This window comes from Antarctobacter aquimaris (genome assembly GCF_900184945.1).
In the GTDB taxonomy this organism is placed as follows: domain Bacteria; phylum Pseudomonadota; class Alphaproteobacteria; order Rhodobacterales; family Rhodobacteraceae; genus Maliponia; species Maliponia aquimaris.
On the sequence record NZ_FXYF01000016.1, the window covers coordinates 22,026 to 43,068 of the forward strand.

Genomic DNA, 21,043 nt, shown 5'->3' on the forward strand with positions numbered 1-21,043 from the left:
AACCAGTCGCCATGAGCGCCTATTTCCGCCCGATTGTCCGGCATGACCATCCGCGTCCGGCCAAGGCCCTGCCCCTCGCGGGCAGCAAGCACTGGTTTGTCGAGGCGGTCCGCCACACGCGCGACGCCCCGCCCGAAACCGTCCCGCTGAGCGAGATCCCCGCGACCACGGTCGAGCGGCTGAGCGCGCCGCGCGCGCCGATCGCGGGGCTGACTTTCGACGCGCCGCGGGTGATGGGCATCCTGAACGTCACGCCGGACAGCTTTTCCGACGGCGGGCGGCACCAGACCGCCGCGCGCGCGGTGCAGCAGGCGCAGTTGATGGCCGAGGCCGGCGCCAGCATCATCGACGTCGGCGGCGAAAGCACGCGCCCCGGCGCCCTGCCCGTCCCGCGCGAGGCCGAGATCGCAAGGGTCGAGCCGGTGATCACCGCGCTGGCCCGCGACCTGGATATCCCGATCTCGATCGACACCCGCAAGTCCAGCGTGGCCGACGCCGCCGTGAGCGCGGGCGCGGTGCTGGTCAACGATGTCTCGGGCTTCACCTACGACCCCATGCTGGCGCGCTACTGCCGCGACCAGGGGCTGGCGGTCTGCGTCATGCACGCGCGCGGCGACCCCGAGACCATGCAGGACGATCCGCGCTACGACGACGTGCTGCTGGACGTCTACGATTTCCTCGCCGCGCAGGTCGCCATGCTGGAGGAAACCGGCATCCCCCGCGCGCGCATCATCGTCGATCCGGGCATCGGCTTTGGCAAGCGGATCGAACACAACCTGACGCTGCTGCGCGATGTGTCGCTGTTTCATGCCATCGGCTGCCCGGTGCTGGTGGGGGCCTCGCGCAAGGGCTTTATCGGCAAGATCACCGGCGCCAACCCCGCGTCCGAACGTGTGAGCGGCTCGGTCGCCGCAGCGCTCTGGGTGGCGGCGCAGGGGGTCCAGATCGTCCGCGTCCACGACGTGAAAGAAACCGTTCAGGCGCTCGCCACGTGCCACGCCATCTGCAAGGGAAGTTTTCCATGAGCCGCAAGCTGTTCGGAACCGACGGGGTGCGCGGCACCGCCAACACCTACCCGATGACCGCCGAGATGGCGCTGATGCTGGGGGCTGCGGTGGGCCGCTATTTCCGCAATGAACACGAGGGCGTGCACCGCGTTGTGATCGGCAAGGACACCCGGCTGTCGGGCTACATGTTCGAGAACGCGCTGACCGCTGGCTTGACCTCGACCGGGATGAACGTGCTGCTGCTGGGCCCGGTGCCGACACCGGCGGTGGGGCTGCTGACCACCTCGATGCGGGCCGACCTCGGCATCATGATCTCGGCCAGCCACAACCCGGCCTCGGACAACGGGATCAAGTTCTTCGGCCCCGACGGCTTCAAGCTGTCGGACGCGGTCGAGGCCGAGATCGAGGCGCTGGTCGAGGCCGGCGTGCGCCCGGCGATGCCGAACAACATCGGCCGCGCCAAGCGGATCGACGACGGCCGCTTTCGCTACCAGGAACGGGTCAAGAGCACGCTGCCGCACGGGCTGCGGCTGGACGGGCTCAAGGTGGTGATCGACTGCGCCAACGGCGCCGCCTACAAGACCGCCCCCGAGGTGCTGTGGGAACTGGGCGCCGACGTGGTGGCCGTGGGGACCGAGCCCAACGGTCTGAACATCAACGAGAACTGCGGCTCGACCAAACCCGCCGCCGCGGCCGAGGCGGTGCGCCGGCACGGCGCCGACGTGGGCCTGTGCCTGGACGGCGACGCCGACCGCATCATCCTGATCGACGAAAAGGGCCAGGTGGCCGACGGCGACCAGGTCATGGCGCTGCTGGCCGCCCGCTGGGCCGAGGACGACCGGCTGCGCGGCGGCACGCTGGTGGCCACGGTGATGTCCAACCTCGGGCTGGAACGTTTTCTGACGGACCGCGGCTTGCGGTTGGAGCGGACGCAGGTCGGCGACCGCTACGTGGTCGAGGCGATGCGCGCGGGCGGCTGGAACCTGGGCGGCGAACAGTCCGGCCACATCGTGATGACCGACTACGCCACCACCGGCGACGGGCTGATGGCCGGGTTGCAATTCCTGGCCGAGATGCGCCGCACCGGGCGGCGAGCGTCGGAACTGGCGCAGAGCTTTACCCGCGTGCCACAGATGCTGAAGAACGTGCGCTATGCCGCCGGGCAGCTGCCGCTGGACGCCGACAGCGTGCAAAGAGCGATTTCGGAGGCCGAGGGGCGGCTGAACGGCAAGGGGCGGCTGCTGATCCGCAAGTCCGGCACCGAGCCGCTGATCCGTGTCATGGCCGAATGCGAGGACGAGGGCCTGCTGGCCCAGGTGGTCAACGGCATCGTGGCCGAGGTCGAGGCGGTCACCGTCGCCTGACCCCCGCCTTGGTGCAAACGCCGGTCGTCTCGCGGGGAAACGCGCTTCGAAGCGCGTTCCAAGGGCGTTCGAACGCCCTTGCCCCCGCCCCTGACCACCGGCTGCCGGTATGGTCATGTCTGCTCTGCACGGCAGGGCGTCGGGGTCCTGGCCTCGGAGCCTGTGCAATAAAGGGCGTTCGAACGCCCTTTCCCGCCCTCAGGCTATCGCGCCGCCCGACGCCGGAACGGTGTTGTCATCATCCACCAGGCGTTGCGCAGGATCGCAAAGGCCAGCGCAAGCGTCGCCCAACCCGCAAGAAACCCGGTGCCTGCAAAGATCGCGCCCTCGAAACTCGCCGGAACTGCGGGTTTGAACACCTCCCAGGCGCGCTCGGCCACCTCGCGGTCGGGTGTCGCCTCAAATGCCAGCCGCGCGCGCATGAAGGGCCCTGCCCCCTCCAGCCTCTCCAGTGCCTGCGCCAGCCGCGCATGACGGGCGATGTCCTCGGCGATGTGCCCGGCCTGCATCCGCGCCTTGTCGCCCTCTTCCGCCAGCGCGGCCAGATAGGCCTCCAGCGGCATCCCCGCCCCGGCCGCGTCGGCCTCGTAGCGCGCCACCTGCCGACCCAGCTCGTCCACCGCGCCGCCCAGCCGCTGCATGTACTGCTGCGAGAACTCGGGGAACTGCGACAGGCCCAGCGCGCCCGTCAGCGCCCCGGCCAGGGCCACCAGTCTCAGCAACATCCGCTCGCCTCCCGCCGCTTTGCCGCGATCTCTGGACGCATGGTGCCAGAGCGCGCCGCGCGGGGCGAGGGCAAATCCCTCGGTCGGCGAAAACCGCCCGCGGTCCGGCAGGAAAAGCGATGTCCAGGACGGTGCCGTCCATGCAACGGGCACGGTCGCGCAGCGAAACCCCGGGAGCCATGGCCGCCCGACCGCGCTGCCCGCTGCCCCGGAGCCGGGTAGCCGCGCCATCGGATACGGAGACATGGCCGGTCGCCGCCGGACCGCGCGACCAGGGGCTCGGCCGGCGCCTTCGGTGGCTTGCGCCGCCGATCATGCCCGCGGAGCGATGCCCTTGTAGATCTGCGCGATCCGCTCTACCGCCTGTTCGGGCGGCAGTTCCTCACTCTCGCCGGTGCGGCGCGAGGTCAGTTCGACCACGCCGTTCTTGAGCCCGCGCGGGCCGACGGTGATCCGCCACGGCAGGCCGATCAGGTCCATGGTGGCGAATTTCGCGCCGGCGCGTTCCTCGCGGTCGTCATAGAGCGGCTCCAGCCCCAGCGCGGTCAGCGCCTTGTACAGAGCCTCGCAGGCGGCATCGGCCTCGGCGTCGCCCTGTTTCAGGTTGACGATGCCACAATGGAACGGGGTCACGCCCTCCGGCCAGATGATGCCCTTGTCGTCGTGGCTGGCTTCGATGATCGCGCCCAGCAGGCGCGACACGCCGATCCCGTGCGATCCCATGTGCACCGGCACCTTGTTGCCGTCGCGGTCCTGCACGGTGGCGCCCATCGGCTCGGAGTACTTGGTGCCGAAGTAGAAGATCTGACCGACCTCGATGCCGCGCGCGGAGCGGCGGCGCGCTTCGGGGATCAAATTGAACACCGCCTCGTCATGCGTCTCGTCGGTGCGGGCATAACGCGAAGTGAATTCCTCCAGCACCGCGCGGCAGGCCTCATGGCTGTCATAGTCGATCTCGCGGTCGCCGAACTTCAGGTCGGTGATCTCGCTGTCGTAGAACACCTCGCTCTCGCCCGTCTCGGCCAGCACCAGGAATTCATGCGTGTCGTCGCCGCCGATCGGGCCGCTGTCGGCGCGCATCGGGATCGCCTGAAGGCCCATGCGTTCGTAGGTGCGCAGGTAGCTGACCAGGTGGCGGTTGTAGGCGTGCAGCGCGTCCTCTTTCGTGAGGTCGAAGTTGTAGCCGTCCTTCATCAGGAACTCGCGCCCGCGCATCACGCCGAACCGGGGGCGGATCTCGTCGCGGAACTTCCACTGGATGTGGTACAGCGTCAGCGGCAGGTCCTTGTAGCTGCCGACATGGGAGCGGAAGATGTCGGTGATCAGCTCCTCGTTGGTCGGACCGTACAGCATGTCGCGCTCGTGCCGGTCCTTGATGCGCAGCATCTCCTGGCCGTAGTCGTCGTAGCGGCCGGATTCGCGCCAGAGGTCGGCCGATTGCAGCGTCGGCATCAGCATGGGGATGTGCCCGGCGCGGATCTGCTCCTCGTGGACGATCTGCTCGATCCGGCGCAGCACCTTGTAGCCCAAGGGCAGCCACGAGTAGATCCCCGCGCTGGCCTGCTTGATCATGCCGGCACGCAGCATGTAGCGGTGGCTGACGATCTGGGCCTCGGAGGGGGTCTCCTTGAGGACGGGCAGGAAGTAGCGGGACAGGCGCATGTCGGACCTCTCGGGCAGCGGTTTCGCCCCTCCTAGCGGGTTGCATGGGGGCAGACAAGGGCGGCGGGGGTGGCAAACCGGTGTCAACGCGGGGCATCGACAAGGGCGATGTGGAATCAAGCGGTTACAGGGACTAAATCCCCGAAGGAATACACTCTTGCTGGATTTCGCCCCGTCCCGAAGGCACTGACCCGTTCCTTCAAAGACCTGGTTGAGGTACACTCGCCACAGAGTTGTCTCAAAATTCATCGGTGTCACATATTGCCATGTCCAATCACCTCAACCTGCGCACAGCGCTTGCCCGTACCGCACGCAAACGCCATCTGAGCGAAGCCGAAAACGCCGCTGGCGACGCGGCCAAAGCGGTCGACCAATCCACGGTTGACCGGATTGCCAAGCTGACCGGCATGGCGCGTGCCTCATGGCTGGGTTTGCTGTCCTTCCTGGCTTTCATCGGGATTACCCTGCTGGGCGTGCAGGACGCGGATTTCTTCATTGTCGAACGCGAAACGGACCTTCCGCTGGTCGGCGTGTCCGTTCCCACAAACCTGTTCTTCTACGTCGCGCCGCTGTTTGGCGCGCTCTTGTACGTCCACATGCACCTATATCTCGTGAAACTGTGGAAGGCGCTTGACAGCCTGCCCAGGGACAACGGCAGCCCGGCGGAAGAGGTCATTGCCCCCTGGATCGTCAGCGACATGGTCCTGTCCCGACATCCGGGCGCCGTTCACGCCTATCCGATGCGCACGCTGGCCCGCGTTGTCGTGTTCCTGTCGATCTTTGCCTTTGGACCCTTTGTGCTCGCCGCCTTCTGGTGGCGGTCCATGCCGAAACATGACGAATTGCTGACTGTCGTCTTCTGCGGTCTGCCGTTGTTCGTTTCCGTGCTGGCCGGTGTGGAAAGCTGGCGCGCCCTGCGCCGGGGCGGCGCGGAAGCGAGCCACATGTCCAGAGGTGTCGCAGCGCGCTGGATCGCTGTCCTGCTGGCACTGAGCATGTTCGGTTTCCTGACCACCGAAGGGACCTTGGGGGCCTATGCGCAGGTCAACAGGATCAGGATCTTGGGCGAAGAACTCGAATTCCGATCCGTCTATCAGCGTCGTCATGCGGCAGTTGTGGCCGAGTTGGGAAAACTGGACGAGACGCAGCTTCGCGACCGTTTTGCAGGCACAACGGATTATCCCAATGAGAACAACCTACAATACCTTGCTTATCGCGAATTGAAACGGCGCTGGTGGATGAAAACCTGGTGGCCCGGCCTGCTGCGCCCTGCGCAACTGGCCGGTGTGAGTTTTGTCGAAACGCCGCCCGACTGGCGTCCGCGTGACGAGGCAGAGCAACTTTTCCGACCCAAATGGTGCGCTGGAGAAGATATTCCGATGCTCGCATGCGGGCCTGGACCGCTGGCACGCGACGATGTCGGAGAGCCTCTGCCGGAGCCGGAGCACCAAGCCTATCAACGCAATCTCTGGTGTGAAGAATTAATGGGCACAGATATCCCTGAGTCCGCTTGCCTGCAGATATTCGACGACCTGAACACGCGTTACGTCGCGGCGTGGAAAAAGGCCCGGAAAGATGCATTGGCTGCGCTGCCGCAACGCAAACTCGCCAAGGCTGACCTGCGCAGAGCCGTCCTCGCGGGGGCGCGGATGAACAGGGTAGACCTCAGGGAGGCGCGAATGGAGGGGGCGGTCCTCCAGCGGGCGCGGATGGAGGGGGCGGTCTTAGCGCTGACGCGGATGGAGCATGCGGACCTCAGGTGGGCGCGGATGGAGAAGGCGGACCTCTCGGGAGCGTGGATGGAAGAGGCAGACCTCAGGTGGGCGCGGATGGAGGGGGCGGACCTCCGGTGGGCACGGATGGAGGGGGCGGAGTTCTGGGGAGCACGGATTATGGAGGCACTCCGTGGGGGCGCGTGGATAACGTGGGCGAACCTCAGGGAGGCGCGGATGGATGCTACAACCGATCTGACCGCTGCGGATGTCACATCCGCAGCGGTCAGATCGGTTGATTTTACCACTGTGTCCCTGTCGCAAGATCAGATCAATGGGCTGTTCGGGGATGCCAGCGTGACTTTGCCCGAAGGGATAGCTTGGCCGAAGCACTGGCCGACCTGGGTACTACCTTGGGACGGCGCCCACGCCTTCGACACCGAATGGCGCAAGTGGCAGGCCGATCCGCAGGGCTACCGCCCGCCGCCTCCCCCGGACCCCACGGAAGACTGACCCCAGCCCCCACAGGCGCACTTTTGCCGGATGTCCACAGGCTTGTGACCGGGCGCCCGCGGCAGGCGCTTGAAACCCGGTCAGGAACGCGCGACAAGAGAGCCATACGAAAGGATATTTCATGGCTCTGCCGGTCCGGGATCAGCTGAAGTACTGGGGCATTGCCGCGGCGGTGTTCTCGGTCGTGCTGTGGTTCCTGGGCGACGTGCTGTTGCCCTTTATCCTGGGCGGCGCCATCGCCTATTGCCTCGACCCGATCGCCGACTGGCTGGAGCGGGTGGGTCTCAGCCGGGCCGCCGCGACCGCCGTGATCGCGGTCTGCGGCGTGGTGCTGTTCGTCGTCATGACGCTGGCCATCATCCCCTTGCTGGTCCAGCAGGCGCTGGCGCTGTTCAACCTCGCGCCGCAGCTGTTCCGCGACCTCGAGGCCTTTCTGCTGGAGCGGTTTCCCAGCATCGTCAACGAGGACAGCGTGACCCGCACCACGCTGATCCAGCTGGGCGACACCATCCGCCAGAAGGGCGTGGAGGTGGTCAACGCGGCGCTGGGCTCGGTCGGGTCGATCCTGAACGTGGTGGCGCTGTTCCTGATCGTGCCGGTGGTGGCGATCTACCTGCTGCTGGACTGGGACCGCATGGTGGCGCAGGTCGACACGCTGGTGCCGCTGGACCACAAGCCGATGATCCGCCGCCTGGCGACCGAGATCGACCGCGTGCTGGCGGGCTTCATCCGCGGCATGGGGTCGGTCTGCCTGATCCTGGGCACCTACTATGCCCTGATGCTCTGGCTGGTGGGGCTGCAGTTCGGCCCGGTGGTGGGCGTCATCGCCGGCGTCCTGACCTTCATCCCCTACGTCGGCGCCATCGTCGGCGGCGCGCTGGCCATCGGCCTGGCGCTGTTCCAGTTCTGGGGCGAATGGTGGTGGATCCTCGCGGTCTACGCGATCTTCCAGTCCGGCCAGTTCGTCGAGGGCAACATCCTGACGCCGAACCTGGTGGGCAGCTCGGTCGGGCTGCACCCGGTCTGGCTGCTGCTGGCGCTGTCGGTGTTCGGCTCGCTGTTCGGCTTTGTCGGGCTGCTGGTGGCGGTGCCGCTGGCCGCCGCGCTGGGGGTCGTTGCACGTTTCCTGGCCGGGCAGTACCTCGGCTCGCGCCTGTTCCTGGGCCTGGCCGCCGAGGAACCGGCCTTTTCCTCCCAACGGGACGACGAATGAGCGGCCCGGTCCAGATGCCGCTGCCGCTGCCCTCGCGCGCGGCGCTGGGCAAACACGACTTTTTCGTCAGCCCGGCCAATGCGCTGGCGGTGGCGCAGATCGAACGCTGGCGCGACTGGCCAGCGCGCAAGATGATCCTGAGCGGCCCGACCGGGTCGGGCAAGACCCACCTCGCCCATGTCTGGGCGCAGATGTCAGGCGCCCGGATCGAACAGGCCCGCGCGCTGGATAGCGCCGACATCCCGGCGCTGGCGGCGGGGCCGGTCTGTGTCGAGGATGTCGAAGAGATCGCCGGGCAGCCCGCGCTGGAAGAGGCGCTGTTCCACCTGCACAACATGGTGCTGGCCAACGGCGGCGCGCTGCTGCTGACGGCGGCACGCGACCCGGCGTACTGGAACCTCGGCCTGCCGGACCTTTCCAGCCGGATGATGGGCGCGCAGGTGGCGCATATCGCCGAACCGGACGACGCGCTGCTGGCCGCCGTGCTGGCCAAGCTGTTCGACGACCGGCAGGTGGTGCCGGGGCCCGAAGTGATCGGCTATCTCGTGCGGCACATGCCGCGCAGCTACGCGGCGGCCGCGCAGATCGTGGCCGCGCTGGACGCCGAGGCGCTGGCACAAAAGGGCAAGGTCTCGCGCAAGCTGGCGGCGCGCATCCTGGCCGAACTCGTCCCGCCCGGCGCCGAGAGCCGCGCGCCGCGACAGGCCGAATCCGGCGACGCGCACGAGTGAGCTTTTCCTTTCGCGGACGGCGGCTTACCCTGTCCGGCAACCAGAGGCACGAGAGCGACATGACCCAGGCCGATTTCCTCAAGGCGCCGCTGCCGCCCGCCACCGAGCTGCCCGACCTCGACCTGGCCGGGCCGGGCCGCTTCTTCAACCGCGAGCTCAGCTGGCTGGGATTCAACTGGCGCGTGCTGGAAGAGGCCGAGAACCCGCGCGTGCCGCTGCTGGAGCGGCTGCGCTTTCTGTCGATCTCGGCGGCGAACCTGGACGAGTTTTACACCGTGCGCGTGGCCGGCCTGCGCGAACTGGCCCACACCGGCAACAACACCCCCGCCGACGACGGGCTGACCCCGGCCGAACAGCTGGTGCTGATCGACGAGGACGCGCGCAAGCTGCTGGCCGAACAGCAGCGCGTGTTGATCCAGTTGCAGGGGCTGATGTCCGATGCGGGCATCTCGATCGTCGGGCGCAAGGACCTGACCCCCGAGGACGTGAAATTCCTCGGCGAGGCCTTCCTCGCCAAGGTCTTCCCGGTGCTGTCGCCGCTGGCGATCGACCCGGCGCACCCCTTCCCCTTCATCGCCAACATGGGCTATTGCCTGGCCTTGCAGCTGGACCGGGTGCGCGACAAGCGTCCGTTGCAGGCGCTGCTGCCGATCCCGGCCCAGATCGACCGCTTCATGAAGCTGCCCGCGCGGGATGGCGAACACCGCTTCATCCTGCTCGAGGAACTGGTGCTCTTGCACATCGACAGCCTGTTCCCCGGCTACCGGGTCAAGGACCACTTCGGCTTTCGCGTGCTGCGCGACAGCGACCTGGAGGTCGAGGAAGAGGCCGAGGACCTGGTGCGCGAATTCGAGGTCGCGCTCAAGCGCCGCCGCCGCGGCGAGGTGGTGCGGCTGACCGTGTCCAGGGGCGCGCCGAAGGCCCTGCGCGACATCGTCATGCGCGAACTGCACGTGCACGACGACGAGGTGATCGAACTGGACGGCATGATCGGCGTGGCCGACACCAAGGAACTGGTGATCGACGCCCGCCCGGACCTGCTGTGGCCCACCTTCACCCCGCGCGTGCCGGAGCGGGTGCAGGACCACGACGGCAACATGTTCCGCGCCATGGCGCAGAAGGACATGCTGCTGCACCACCCCTACGAGACCTTCGACATGGTGGTGCGCTTTCTGAACCAGGCGGCGATTGACCCCAACGTGGTGGCGATCAAGCAGACGCTCTACCGCACCTCCAAGAACTCGCCCATCGTCGACGCGCTGTGCGAGGCGGCCGAGGAAGGCAAGTCCGTCACCGCGCTGGTCGAGCTGAAGGCGCGCTTTGACGAGGCCGCCAACATCCGCCAGTCGCGGCGGCTGGAACGGTCGGGCGCGCATGTGGTCTACGGCTTTCTCGAATGGAAGACGCACGCCAAGATCAGCCAGGTGGTCCGGCGCGAGGGCGACAGGCTGGTGACCTACACCCACTGGGGGACCGGCAACTACCACCCGATCACCGCCAAGATCTACACCGACCTGTCGTTCTTCACCTGCGACGCGGCGCTGGGGCGGGACGCGGCCAAGCTGTTCAACTACCTCAGCGGCTATGCCATGCCCGAAGGGCTGGAGAACCTGCTGTTTTCGCCGCACACGCTGAAATCCGGCATGATCGAGATGATCGACAAGGAAATCGCCCACGCCCAGGCGGGCAAGCCGGCGCAGATCTGGATCAAGATGAACTCGCTGATCGAGCCGGACATGATCGACGCGCTGTACCGCGCCAGCCAGGGCGGGGTCAGGGTCGACTGCGTGATCCGCGGCATCTGCGGGCTGCGGCCGGGGGTCAAGGGGCTGTCGGAAAACATCCGGATCAAGAGCATCGTCGGCCGCTTTCTGGAACATTCGCGTATCGTCTGTTTCGGAAACGGACACGGTCTGCCGCACAAGAAGGCGCGCGTCTTCATGTCCTCGGCCGACTGGATGGGCCGCAACCTGAACCGCCGGATCGAGACCGGGGTCGAGATCCACAACCCCACCGTCAAGGCGCAGATCGTCAGCCAGATCATGGCGGCGAACCTGGCCGACACGGCGCAGAGCTGGGTCATGGAGCCATCGGGCGCCTTTGTCCGCCATCCCGTGCCGGAGGGCGAGTTCGCGTTCAACTGCCACCGCTTCTTCATGGAGAACCCGTCGCTGTCGGGGCGCGGCTCGGCCGGGGCCTCGGACGTGCCGCAGCTGACCCACACGGCGGACTGACCGGCGTCCCGGCGCATCGTTGCCAGGTGGTGAACAATCACGCACGCAGGCGGGGAACAGTTCGCGAACTGGCATACAACCCATTCGGAACGCTGTCGAATTTCCGCCACAACATGACCTCCGTCGTGCCGCAAATCGTTAAAGCGGAATTAAAGCGGGCATCGCACAGTCACGCTGCACGACTCTCCCGTGGCGCAGGCCCTCGGACCGCCTGTAGCGTCAGAAGACGTTCGCTGTGCCGGATTTCCGTCCGGCATTCCCGGTGCGAAAAGCACCCTACGAACGAAAGGCGACGCTCATGTCGAGTATCAATTCCAATCCAGGGGCCACCGCCGCCCTGCAAACCCTGAAGGCCATCAACGCCTCGATGGCGGACACCCAGAAACAGATCGCCACCGGCAAGCGGGTCTCCAATTCGCAGGACAACGCCGCCGTCTGGGCGATCTCCAAGACCATGGAAGCCGACGTGCAGGGCTTCAAGCGGGTCTCCGACAGCCTCAACCTGGGCCAGGCGACGCTGGCCGTGGCGCGCGAAGGCGCCGAGACGGTCACCGACCTGCTGACCCAGATCAAGGGCAAGGTGGTCGCCGCGCAGGAGGAAAACGTCGACCGCGCAAAGATCCAGGCCGACATCGTCGCGCTGCGCGAGCAGATCGGATCCATTGTCAGCGCGGCGCAGTTCAACGGCCAGGGCCTGCTGAGCAACACCTCGCAGACGGCGGGGTCCGGCGGGATCAACGTGCTGGCCTCGATCGACCGGTCGCAATCCGGCGTGACCTCCAGCGACATCCGCATCGCCAAGCAGGACCTCGGCCAGGGCCAGTCCAGCATCGGCACCGCGCTGACCGCGCTGGCCGCGGGCGCCAACAACATCACCGGCTTTGGTGACGGCACCGCCGCCGCACTGACCGGCGCCGCCTCGGCCCCCACCGGCACCACCACCTTCGGCGCCAGCGCCACGACCGCCGTGGCCGCGGGCACCGGGTTTTCCATCGACATCAGCGCCACCGCGGGCGCCGCGCCGTCCAACACCGCCAGCCGCAACGACATCAAGTATGTCGCCCGCGACGGCGACACCATGGCCGATGTGACGGCGGGCCTGGCCGCCGCCTTCAACAAGTACATGACCGAAGACCTGGGCGCCGGCAACGAGGGCACCGTCAATGCCACCGCCAGCGGCAACCAGATCACCTTTACCGGGGTCGACCAGACCGGCGCCAACTTCTCGGTCGCGGTGCAGCAATACGCCGCCAACGCCGCCACCACCATCGGCGGCGGGCTGGCCGAGCTGGGCAACATCGACGTCACCAGCCAGGCCGGGGTCGACAGCGCCCTGAACGAGATGGAAGGCCTGATCCAGACCGCCATCGATTCGGCGGCATCCTTCGGTTCGGCCGGCATGCGCCTGGACACCCAGAAGGAGTTCGTCAGCGGCCTGACCGACGCGCTGAAATCCGGCATCGGCTCGCTGGTGGACGCGGACCTCGAGGAGGTCTCGGCCAAGTTGCAGGCGCAGCAGGTCCAGCAGCAGCTGGCCATGCAGGCGCTGTCGATCGCCAACCAGTCGCCCAGCGTCCTGCTGTCGCTGTTCCGCTGAAAACAGCGCGCCAGCCCCGGGCTCAGGCGGAGCTTCCGCCCCGGGACTGGCGCGTCCTTGTTGACCCGGCTTGCCCATGCACGTCATAACCCGGACAGAACGGATCGGGAATCGCATGGACGGGCAAGAAGACAGACACGGCCACTGGGATCCGTTCGGCCGGCCCCTTTTCGACGATCCGAAGGCGCGGGCGCTGTCCCGGGTCGGGGTGGTGGACATCGGTTCCAACTCGGTCCGGCTGGTGGTGTTCGACGGCGCAGCCCGCAGCCCGGCCTATTTCTACAACGAAAAGGTGATGTGCGGCCTGGGCGAAGGCATGTCCGAAACCGGACGGCTGAACCCCGAGGGCCGCGAACGCGCGCTGCGCGCCATGCTGCGCTTTCGCCGCCTGGCCGAGGGCATGGACCTGCCCGACCTGACCGTGGTGGCCACCGCCGCGATGCGCGACGCCTCCGACGGGCCCGAGTTCCGGCAGGTGCTGGAGCTGGCCACCGGGCTCAAGGTCTGGGTGATCGACGGCTCTGAAGAGGCGCGTCTGTCGGCGCAGGGCGTGCTGCTGGGCTGGCCGGGCAGCTACGGCCTGGTCTGCGACATCGGCGGTTCCTCGATGGAACTGGCCGAGATCCACGACGGCGAGGTCGGCCGCCGCATCACCTCGCCGCTGGGGCCGTTCAAGCTGCGCGACCTCGACGGCGGCCGCAAGACCCGCGAAAGGCTGATCCGTCAGGAGATGGAGCGTCTGGCCGATCACATGGGCCCGCAGCGCGACCGGCTGTTCCTGGTCGGCGGCAGCTGGCGGGCGCTGGCACGGATCGACATGCACCGGCGCGGCTACCCGCTCCAGGTGCTGCACGAATACCGCATGGACACCGAGGCCGTGCGCGAGACGCTGGCCTACCTAGAAGGCAAGGACCACGACGCGCTGCGCCGTGCCTGTGGCGTGTCGGGCGCGCGCATGGCGCTGGTGCCGCTGGCCGGCGAGGTGCTGACCCAGGTGGTGCAGACCTTCGAGCCCAGCGACATCGCCATTTCCAGCTATGGCATCCGCGAGGGGCTGCTGTACGAACAGATGCCGCAGGAGCTGCGCGACCGCGATCCGCTGATCGAGGCCTGCCGCTTTGCCGAGGTCAAGGATGCGCGGATGCCCGGCTTTGGCGCGATCCTCTACGACTTCGTGCTGCCGCTGTTCCCAGACGCCGGCCCCACCCGTCGCCGCCTGATCCACGCCGCCTGCCTGCTGCACGACGTCAGCTGGCGCGCCCACCCCGATTACCGCGCCGAGGTCTGTTTCGACAACGCCACCCGCGCCAACCTGGGCGGGCTGAAGCACTGGGAACGGGTGTTCCTGGGCCTTGCCCTGCTGCACCGCTACCGCAACAAGCGCGAAGGCACCCGTTTCGAAGACCTGTTTGCCCTGCTCGACGACGCCCACAAGCGCGAGGCCGAGGTGCTGGGCAAGGCGCTGCGCTTTGGCGCGATGCTGTGGACGCTGGAACCGGGCGACCAGGGGCCGCGCCTGGTCTGGGACAAGGACAGCCGCAGCCTGAAACTGCGGCTCGATCCGCAATCGGCACCGATCTACGGCGAGGTGACAGAGGCGCGGTTCAAGTCGCTCGCCGAGTCGCTGGAGGCCTCCAGCTACCAGGTCGAGATCGGCTGACCCCGGCGGCCGGGCCGACGCTCAGAGGTCGATCTTTTCGTCCGTGTCCGGCAGGGCGTCTGCCTCGGGGTCCGGTTCCGGCATCTCGGGCTCCAGCGGCACGCGGCGGCGCAGGATGATGTCGCCGTTCTCAAGCATCTCGGGCGGGTGATACAGCGTCCAGTCCTCGACCTGGCCCAGCAGGTCGCTCAGGGCCGGACCCATTTCCAGCGCGAAGTCGCGCAACAGCGGCTCCATCTCGCGCGCGGCTTCGTCCAGTTCCCTCAGCGCCGGCTCCATCTCGGTCATCAGCCCGCGCAGGAACAGCCTTGCGCCTTCTTCCATGAGGTTCAGACCGTCGTCATCGTCCTGCGCCGCAAGCGGCGCGGCGATCAGCGACAGGGCGAATAGCGGGGCGGCGAGGTGTTTCATGCCCCGAATATAAGCGCCCTGCCCGCCCCTGATAAGGGGTCACAGATCGAGGTCGAGCGTCACCGGGAAATGATCGGACGCGTCGAGCAGCGCGTTGCGCAGACCTTCGTCCTGCCAGCACTCGGCATCGTCGAACGGGTGCCAGATCCGCCAGCGCGGGGCGCAATCGCGCAACCGCACGGAAATCATGATGTAATCCAGCAGCGCCGGCAGGTAGCGCCCTTCGTCGCGGAGAAAGAACCGCGCCGTGGTCGGCAGCGAGCCCATCAGCCGTTGCAGCGCCTCGGTGGCATGCGGGTCGTAGAGGTGCAGCGCCGCGTCGTCGCCATTGGTCATCAGGATCTCGACCGAACTGCGCCCGAACAGCCCTTCGTAGATGTCGAGGCCGGGACCGTCGTTCAGGTCGCCCATCAGCATCAGGTCATCGCCCTCTGCCAGGTGGGCCGCCACGCGCCGCCGCAGCCAGACCGCCTGGGCCATCTGCTTGCGTCGGTTGGCGATGGCCAGCTTCATGATCGCCTTTTCGCCCTGCGCGCCGTGCGGGGCCTTGGACTTCAGGTGCGCGCCGATGATCCGCAAGCGCCGCCCCGAGGCTGTTTCGACCGCCAGTTCCAGCGGCGGCTTGGAAAAGGTCACGACATCGGCGCGGGCATCGACGTCCAGGTCGATCTCCAGCGCGGTGTCAAAGCGCGGCGCGTCGGGATCGTCGCGCGGGTCGTGCCGCGCCTGAAGCTGGTCGGGATCGTAGAGCAGCGCGATTTCCTGCTGCGTGTCGTTGATAAAGCCGGTCACCACCTCGCGCGCGCGCAGGTCCGCCGCCTCGGCAAAGCGCGTCAGCGCGCGCGTGGTCGAGCGGCGCCGGTTGGTGTCGGGTGCCTCGATCACCATGATGGCGTCGGCGTCGATCCGGCGAAACACATGCGCCAGAGCCTCCAGCTGGTCGCCGCGGGTGACGCCGTGCCGCCCGCCCAGCTTGCGGTCCAGCATCAGGTTGCCCTTGTGATCAAAGAGCGAGTCGAACCAGGCGACGTTGTAGGTCGCGAAGCGCACCGGGGTTCAGGCGTCTTCGCGCGCGGAAATCTCTTTCCAGGCGCGGTTGATGTCGATCAGGCGGCGCTCGGCGATCTTGACCGCCTCGGCCGGCACGCCGCGGGCGATCATCACGTCGGGGTGGCTGTCGCGCACCAACAGCCGCCACTGCGCGCGGATCTGCTCAAGCGTCATGTCCGGGGTGACGCCCAGCACGGAATAGGGATCGGGCGCGGCATCGGGCACGAACCGCGCCCGCAGCGCGCGGAACCGCCGTTCGTCCAGGCCAAAGATCTCGGCCACCTGCGCCAGAAAGGCATCCTCGGCCGGGTGATAGGTGCCATCCGCCATGGCGATGTGAAACAGCCCCTCCATGAGATCGCAAAGCGTGCCGGACTCCGTGCCGAACATGCGCGCGATGCGCTGCGCGTAGTCCTCGAAGCCGGCCACGTCCTGCCGCGCCAGGTTGAACACCCGCGCCGCGCCGGCCTCGTCCTCGCGCGCGATCTGGAACACCTCGCGAAAGGCGGTCACCTCGTCGCGGGTCACCAGCCCGTCGGCCTTGGCCATCTTGGCCGACAGCGCGATGACGGCAATGGTAAAGCCGATGCTGCGCTCGGGCGGGGTGCGCAGCCGGTCAAAGACGGCTGCCAGGCCTTCGCCGGAGGTCAGCGCCTGCAGCGCCTCGGTTATGCGGGTCCAGATCGACATGGCGGCGAGTTTACGCGCTCACAGCGGCACTGTCAGGGGCGGATCAGAGAAATTTCTGCATAAGCACAAGGTCCATCCAGCGGCCGAACTTGTGGCCAACCTCGGGCAGGCGGGCGACTTCGACGTACCCCAGCCGGGCATGAAACGCGCGCCCGCCGGGATTCTCGCCCGAGACGGCGGCCCAGAGGCTGTGCGCGCCCCGCTCGCGGGCGACCTGTTCCAGCGCCGCCATCAGCGCCCGCCCCGCGCCCTTGCCGCGCGCGTCCGGGGCCAGCTGGATCGTATGCTCCAGCGTGTGGCGATAGCCCGGCCCGCTGCGGAAGGGGAAACAGGTGGCAAAGCCGATCACCGCGCCGCCCGTCTCGGCCACGAGGAAGGCAGCGCCGCGCGCGACGATGTCGGCGGTGATGCCAGCTTCGGTCTTGAGCTCGGTGGTGAAGGTGACGGCGGTGGTCTCGATCACCGCGTTCCAGATCGCGCAGATCCGGGCCGCGTCGCGCGGCTCTGCCGGCCGCACGGAGAGGCCTTGGCTCATGCCAGGCTGACCTCTCCGTCCGGCCCGGCGAGGCTGGCGCTCAGGCGCGGCACCGCGGCCTCGACAAAGCGCAGCCGGTCATCCGCCAGATGTGGCGCCAGCAGCTCGGCCAGCGCCCCGGCGCGCGGGTGCGTCACCTCCAGCCGGGTCAGCCGCAGGCGCGAGGGCGGCAGGGTCTGCCCCGGCGGCACCGGGCTGTGCCACTGGATCAGGGCCGGAAACAGCCCGTCAAAGGACAACAGACCATCCTCCGGCACCGCCATCGACCAGCTGAGATCGCCGCGCGTCAGGTCCACCCGCCGCCCTGCCCCGGGCAGCGCCGCGATGGCGGCGTCGATGTCGGGCACCCGGCAGATCCATTTGTCCAGCCGGGCCGGCCCGGCAAAGGCATCGAGACCAAACCAGCGCGGACCGGGCGGCTCAGGCGCCTCCGGGTCGATTGCGATCGCCTCCAGGTACAGCCCGTCCGCCAGCCCCAGCAGGCGGTTGTGCGTGCCGTAGCGGACATGCCGCCCGCCCGGCCGCAGCGGCAGCCCCAGCTGGGCGGTCGCGCAGGCCGCCGCCGCATCCAGCGTCTCGCCCAGCACGGCAATATGATCAAGTTCCAGCATCGCAGCCTCATCCCGGTACAATCAACGCGACGATATCTGCGCCCCAGGCTGTTGAACAGAGCCCGTTGCAGCCGCACAGATGGCAAGTCCCACCGTGGAACCAGACCAAACCCCAGGCTTCTTCTCTCTGAAAATACTCAAAAAAAGGGGCGCAGCCCTTCCCGCGCGCCCGGCACGGGCGCGCGGCGGTCGGAGCGCCTGAGGCGCGTTTCGCAGAAACGCTCCAAGGGCGCTCCGAAACCGCTCAGGCCGCGTCGGCGCGGGCGTCGCGGATCAGCCGCAGGATGTCCTGCGCCGCCTCGGGGATGTTGGTGCCGGGGCCAAAGATCGCCTTCACCCCCGCGCTGTACAGAAACTCGTAGTCCTGGTGCGGGATCACCCCGCCGCAGATCACGATGATATCGCCCGCGCCCTGCTTTTTCAGCTCCTGCACCAGCTGCGGCGCCAGCGTCTTGTGCCCGGCCGCCTGGCTGGAGATGCCGACCACGTGCACGTCGTTGTCGATGGCGTCCTGCGCCGCCTCTTCCGGCGTCTGGAACAGCGGGCCCACGTCGACGTCGAAACCGATGTCGGCAAAGGCGGTGGCGATCACCTTGGCGCCGCGGTCGTGGCCGTCCTGGCCCATCTTGACCACCAGCATGCGCGGCCGCCGCCCTTCGGCCTCGGCGAAATCCTCGACCGATTTCTGGATCTTCGCAAAGCCCTCGTCGCCCTCGTAGGCCGCACCGTAGACCCCGGCCAGCGTCTTGACCTCGGCCCTGTGACGCCCGAACACCTTTTCCATCGCCATGCTGATCTCCCCGACCGAAGCGCGCGCGCGGGCCGCTTCGACCGCCGCATCCAAGAGGTTTCCGCCGTCCTTCGCCCGGCGCGTGAGTTCGTCAAGCGCCGCCTTGCAGGCCGCTTCGTCGCGTGTCGCGCGGATCTTTTCCAGCCGCGCCACCTGGGCCAGCCGCACCGCCTGGTTGTCGATGTCCAGGATGTCGAGCGCGTCTTCCTTGGCCAGCTTGTACTTGTTCACGCCGACGATCACGTCGGTGCCACGGTCGATGGCGGCCTGGCGCTGCGCCGCCGTCTCCTCGATGCGCAGCTTGGGCATGCCGCTTTCGACCGCCTTGGTCATGCCGCCCATCTCGTCCACTTCCTCGATCAGCTTCCAGGCGGCCTCGGCCAGGTCATGGGTCAGCTTTTCGACGTAGTAGGAGCCGGCCAGCGGGTCGACGACCTTGGTCACCCCGGTCTCTTCCTGAAGGATCAGCTGGGTGTTGCGGGCGATGCGGGCGCTGAACTCGGTCGGCAGGGCGATCGCCTCGTCCAGCGCGTTGGTGTGCAGCGACTGGGTGCCGCCCAGCACCGCCGACATCGCCTCATACGCCGTGCGGATGACGTTGTTGTAGGGGTCCTGCTCGGCCAGGCTGACGCCCGAAGTCTGGCAGTGGGTGCGCAGCATCTTGGAGCGCGGGTCCTTCGCCCCGAGATCGGTCATGATGCGGTGCCACAGCATCCGCGCCGCGCGCAGCTTGGCCACCTCCATGAAGAAGTTCTTGCCGATGGCAAAGAAGAACGACAGCCGTCCTGCGAACCTGTCGATGTCCATGCCGGCGTCCATCGCCGTCTTCACGTATTCCTTGCCGTCGGCGAGGGTAAAGGCCAGTTCCTGCACCAGGTTCGCGCCCGCCTCCTGCATGTGGTAGCCGGAGATCGAGATCGAATTGAACTTCGGCATGTGGTCCGAGGTATAGGCGATGATGTCCGAGATGATCCGCATCGAGGGCGCGGGCGGGTAGATGTAGGTGTTGCGGACCATGAACTCCTTGAGGATGTCGTTCTGGATGGTCCCCGACAGCACCGCCCTGTCGTGGCCCTGCTCTTCGCCCGTCACGATGAAATTCGCCAGCACCGGGATCACCGCGCCGTTCATCGTCATCGAGACCGAGACCTGATCCAGCGGGATGCCCTCGAACAGGATCTTCATGTCCTCGACGGAGTCGATCGCCACGCCGGCCTTGCCCACGTCGCCCACCACGCGGGGGTGGTCGCTGTCATAGCCGCGGTGGGTGGCCAGGTCGAAGGCGACCGAGACGCCCTGTTGCCCGGCGGCCAGCGCCTTGCGGTAGAAATTGTTGCTCTCCTCGGCGGTGGAAAAGCCGGCGTATTGCCGGATGGTCCAGGGCCGGCCGGCGTACATCGTCGCCTTGACGCCGCGGGTGAACGGCTCCTGCCCCGGCAGGCTGCCCATGTGCGGCAGGTCTGCGGTGTCGGCCTCGGTGTAGAGCGGCTTGACCTCGATCCCCTCGAGCGTCTTCCAGGTCAGCGTCTCGGCGGCGCGGCCGCGGAGTTCCTTTTCGGCGTCACGGCGCCAGCTTTCGGGCAGGTCGGTCATCGTCGGTTCCTCTCAGTTTGGCGGCCGCGGCCAGGTTCAACCTTGGTCGCGCGGGCGCCGGATCCTCTGTTAGTGTGGCCAGGCCATCCGCCCCGGCGCGCAGCCAGAACAGATCGTCGGCATAGGTTTCGCGCAGGCGGGCGGCCTGCCGGTCGTCGAACAATGCCCATGCGCCGCCGGGCGGGACGGCGGACAGGCGATCGGCGGGTGTGCCGCGCGCGGTCAGCACCTCGCACAGCGCGTCCCGACCGGGGCGGCGGTTGTCGTGAAAGGCGCCGGGAAGCGCCGGCGGCAGGCTGCGGCGGCCGGTCATCGCCGCCAGCAGCCGGTCCGGCCGCGCGGCGAATGTGTCGAACTCGGTCACCAGGATTTGCGTGCCGGGGCAGGCACAGGCGAGGTCGGTGATCACGTCGCGCCAGCCGCGCGTGCCGCGGCTGATCGCCTCCAGCGTGTCGGGCCTGGGCAGCCCCTCGCCGCGCGGGACCGCCCAGGTGAGGGCCGAGGTCCACCAGTCGTCCAGCGCACGGATCTGAAGGACAATGCGCGTCGGGCCGCCAAAGGCGCCGTGCAGCCGCGCCATGCGTTCGCCGATGCCGGGATACAGCGCACGGGCGCGCAGGCCGCGCCGCAGGGCGCCGATCATGTTCTCGTCCGTGACAACAAGGGCGGACACGCCCTGCCGGCGCGACCCTTCGAGGTTCAGCGCCACCCGCCCGGCCGCGCGCTGCGCTGCCTCGGCCGACTCCGGCCGGGCCGCGACGCTGTCAAGAAGGCCGGTGCGGGTGCGCCAGGGCCCCCAGAAGCCGATCCCCTGCCCCTGCAGCCTCGTCCGGTTGGCCCGCAGGTAGGACTGAAAACTGGTGGTTCCGGTGCGATGCGCACCGGCATGCAGGATGACATCCATCTGGTCGCGGCCCCCGTGGCACAGGGCCCGGATGCGAAAGG

At 67.8% G+C, this 21,043-nt stretch carries 17 protein-coding genes; 8 read left to right on the forward strand and 9 right to left on the reverse strand.

Translation table 11 applies throughout. The features are described 5' to 3' along the window. Window positions 1-11 precede the first annotated feature (11 nt). Both folP and glmM read left to right on the forward strand, forming a co-directional pair. Window positions 12-1,025, forward strand: coding sequence for a dihydropteroate synthase (gene folP / locus MAA8898_RS21240; protein ID WP_094023044.1), 1,014 nt, complete (start codon window positions 12-14; stop codon window positions 1,023-1,025). Next, window positions 1,022-2,371 carry a phosphoglucosamine mutase gene (gene glmM, locus MAA8898_RS21245; RefSeq protein ID WP_094023045.1) on the forward strand — a complete coding sequence of 450 codons (1,350 nt, stop codon included), beginning with the start codon at window positions 1,022-1,024 and terminating at the stop codon, window positions 2,369-2,371. The genes folP and glmM overlap by 4 nt, the downstream gene beginning before the upstream one ends. Before the next feature lie 203 nt (window positions 2,372-2,574). Here the strand turns inward: glmM and MAA8898_RS21250 are convergent, their stop codons facing one another. Then, window positions 2,575-3,096 (reverse strand): DUF2937 family protein, encoded by a 522-nt coding sequence (locus tag MAA8898_RS21250; protein ID WP_094023046.1) that lies wholly within the window; start codon window positions 3,094-3,096, stop codon window positions 2,575-2,577. Window positions 3,097-3,408: 312 nt separating this feature from the next. After that, complete coding sequence (gene proS, locus MAA8898_RS21255) at window positions 3,409-4,758, reverse strand: proline--tRNA ligase (RefSeq protein ID WP_094023047.1); 1,350 nt, start codon at window positions 4,756-4,758, stop codon at window positions 3,409-3,411. Between the two features lie 266 nt (window positions 4,759-5,024). On the opposite strand from proS, the gene MAA8898_RS27110 reads away from it, so the two are divergent. From MAA8898_RS27110 to MAA8898_RS21285, 6 genes are all read left to right on the forward strand, one after another. After that, entirely contained in the window at window positions 5,025-6,983 is a 1,959-nt protein-coding gene (locus MAA8898_RS27110) for a pentapeptide repeat-containing protein (RefSeq protein WP_094023048.1), read from the forward strand. 121 nt (window positions 6,984-7,104) lie between these two features. Then, window positions 7,105-8,196: an AI-2E family transporter gene (locus MAA8898_RS21265; protein ID WP_094023049.1), complete on the forward strand. Its 1,092-nt coding sequence runs from the start codon at window positions 7,105-7,107 to the stop codon at window positions 8,194-8,196. Then, on the forward strand, window positions 8,193-8,927 hold the full coding sequence (locus MAA8898_RS21270) for a P-loop NTPase family protein (RefSeq protein WP_094023050.1): 735 nt from the start codon (window positions 8,193-8,195) through the stop codon (window positions 8,925-8,927). The genes MAA8898_RS21265 and MAA8898_RS21270 overlap by 4 nt, the downstream gene beginning before the upstream one ends. Before the next feature lie 59 nt (window positions 8,928-8,986). Continuing rightward, the gene (locus MAA8898_RS21275; protein ID WP_094023051.1) at window positions 8,987-11,161 is read left to right on the forward strand and encodes an RNA degradosome polyphosphate kinase; all 2,175 of its coding nucleotides are present in this window, start codon (window positions 8,987-8,989) and stop codon (window positions 11,159-11,161) included. A 298-nt stretch (window positions 11,162-11,459) separates the two neighbouring features. Further along, entirely contained in the window at window positions 11,460-12,758 is a 1,299-nt protein-coding gene (locus tag MAA8898_RS21280; protein ID WP_094023052.1) for a flagellin, read from the forward strand. A 115-nt stretch (window positions 12,759-12,873) separates the two neighbouring features. Then, window positions 12,874-14,418, forward strand: coding sequence for a Ppx/GppA family phosphatase (locus MAA8898_RS21285; protein ID WP_094023053.1), 1,545 nt, complete (start codon window positions 12,874-12,876; stop codon window positions 14,416-14,418). A gap of 21 nt (window positions 14,419-14,439) precedes the next feature. On the opposite strand, the gene MAA8898_RS21290 is transcribed toward MAA8898_RS21285, so the two are convergent. The 7 genes from MAA8898_RS21290 to MAA8898_RS21320 all read right to left on the reverse strand — a co-directional run bounded on the left by MAA8898_RS21290 (window position 14,440) and on the right by MAA8898_RS21320 (window position 21,002). Further along, a complete protein-coding gene (locus tag MAA8898_RS21290) occupies window positions 14,440-14,829 on the reverse strand; it encodes a hypothetical protein (RefSeq protein WP_094023054.1) in 390 nt (129 codons plus the stop codon). A gap of 39 nt (window positions 14,830-14,868) precedes the next feature. Then, window positions 14,869-15,879, reverse strand: a complete 1,011-nt coding sequence (locus MAA8898_RS21295; RefSeq protein ID WP_094023055.1) for an endonuclease/exonuclease/phosphatase family protein — start codon at window positions 15,877-15,879, stop codon at window positions 14,869-14,871. 6 nt (window positions 15,880-15,885) lie between these two features. Next, complete coding sequence (locus MAA8898_RS21300) at window positions 15,886-16,569, reverse strand: molecular chaperone DjiA (protein WP_094023056.1); 684 nt, start codon at window positions 16,567-16,569, stop codon at window positions 15,886-15,888. A gap of 43 nt (window positions 16,570-16,612) precedes the next feature. Then, window positions 16,613-17,104, reverse strand: a complete 492-nt coding sequence (locus MAA8898_RS21305; RefSeq protein WP_094023057.1) for a GNAT family N-acetyltransferase — start codon at window positions 17,102-17,104, stop codon at window positions 16,613-16,615. Next, the gene (locus tag MAA8898_RS21310) at window positions 17,101-17,715 is read right to left on the reverse strand and encodes a VOC family protein (protein ID WP_094023058.1); all 615 of its coding nucleotides are present in this window, start codon (window positions 17,713-17,715) and stop codon (window positions 17,101-17,103) included. The genes MAA8898_RS21305 and MAA8898_RS21310 overlap by 4 nt, the downstream gene beginning before the upstream one ends. A gap of 244 nt (window positions 17,716-17,959) precedes the next feature. Next, entirely contained in the window at window positions 17,960-20,098 is a 2,139-nt protein-coding gene (scpA, locus tag MAA8898_RS21315; protein ID WP_094023059.1) for a methylmalonyl-CoA mutase, read from the reverse strand. Beyond that, entirely contained in the window at window positions 20,067-21,002 is a 936-nt protein-coding gene (locus MAA8898_RS21320) for a hypothetical protein (RefSeq protein WP_094023060.1), read from the reverse strand. The genes scpA and MAA8898_RS21320 overlap by 32 nt, the downstream gene beginning before the upstream one ends. Between the last annotated feature and the right edge of the window lie 41 nt (window positions 21,003-21,043).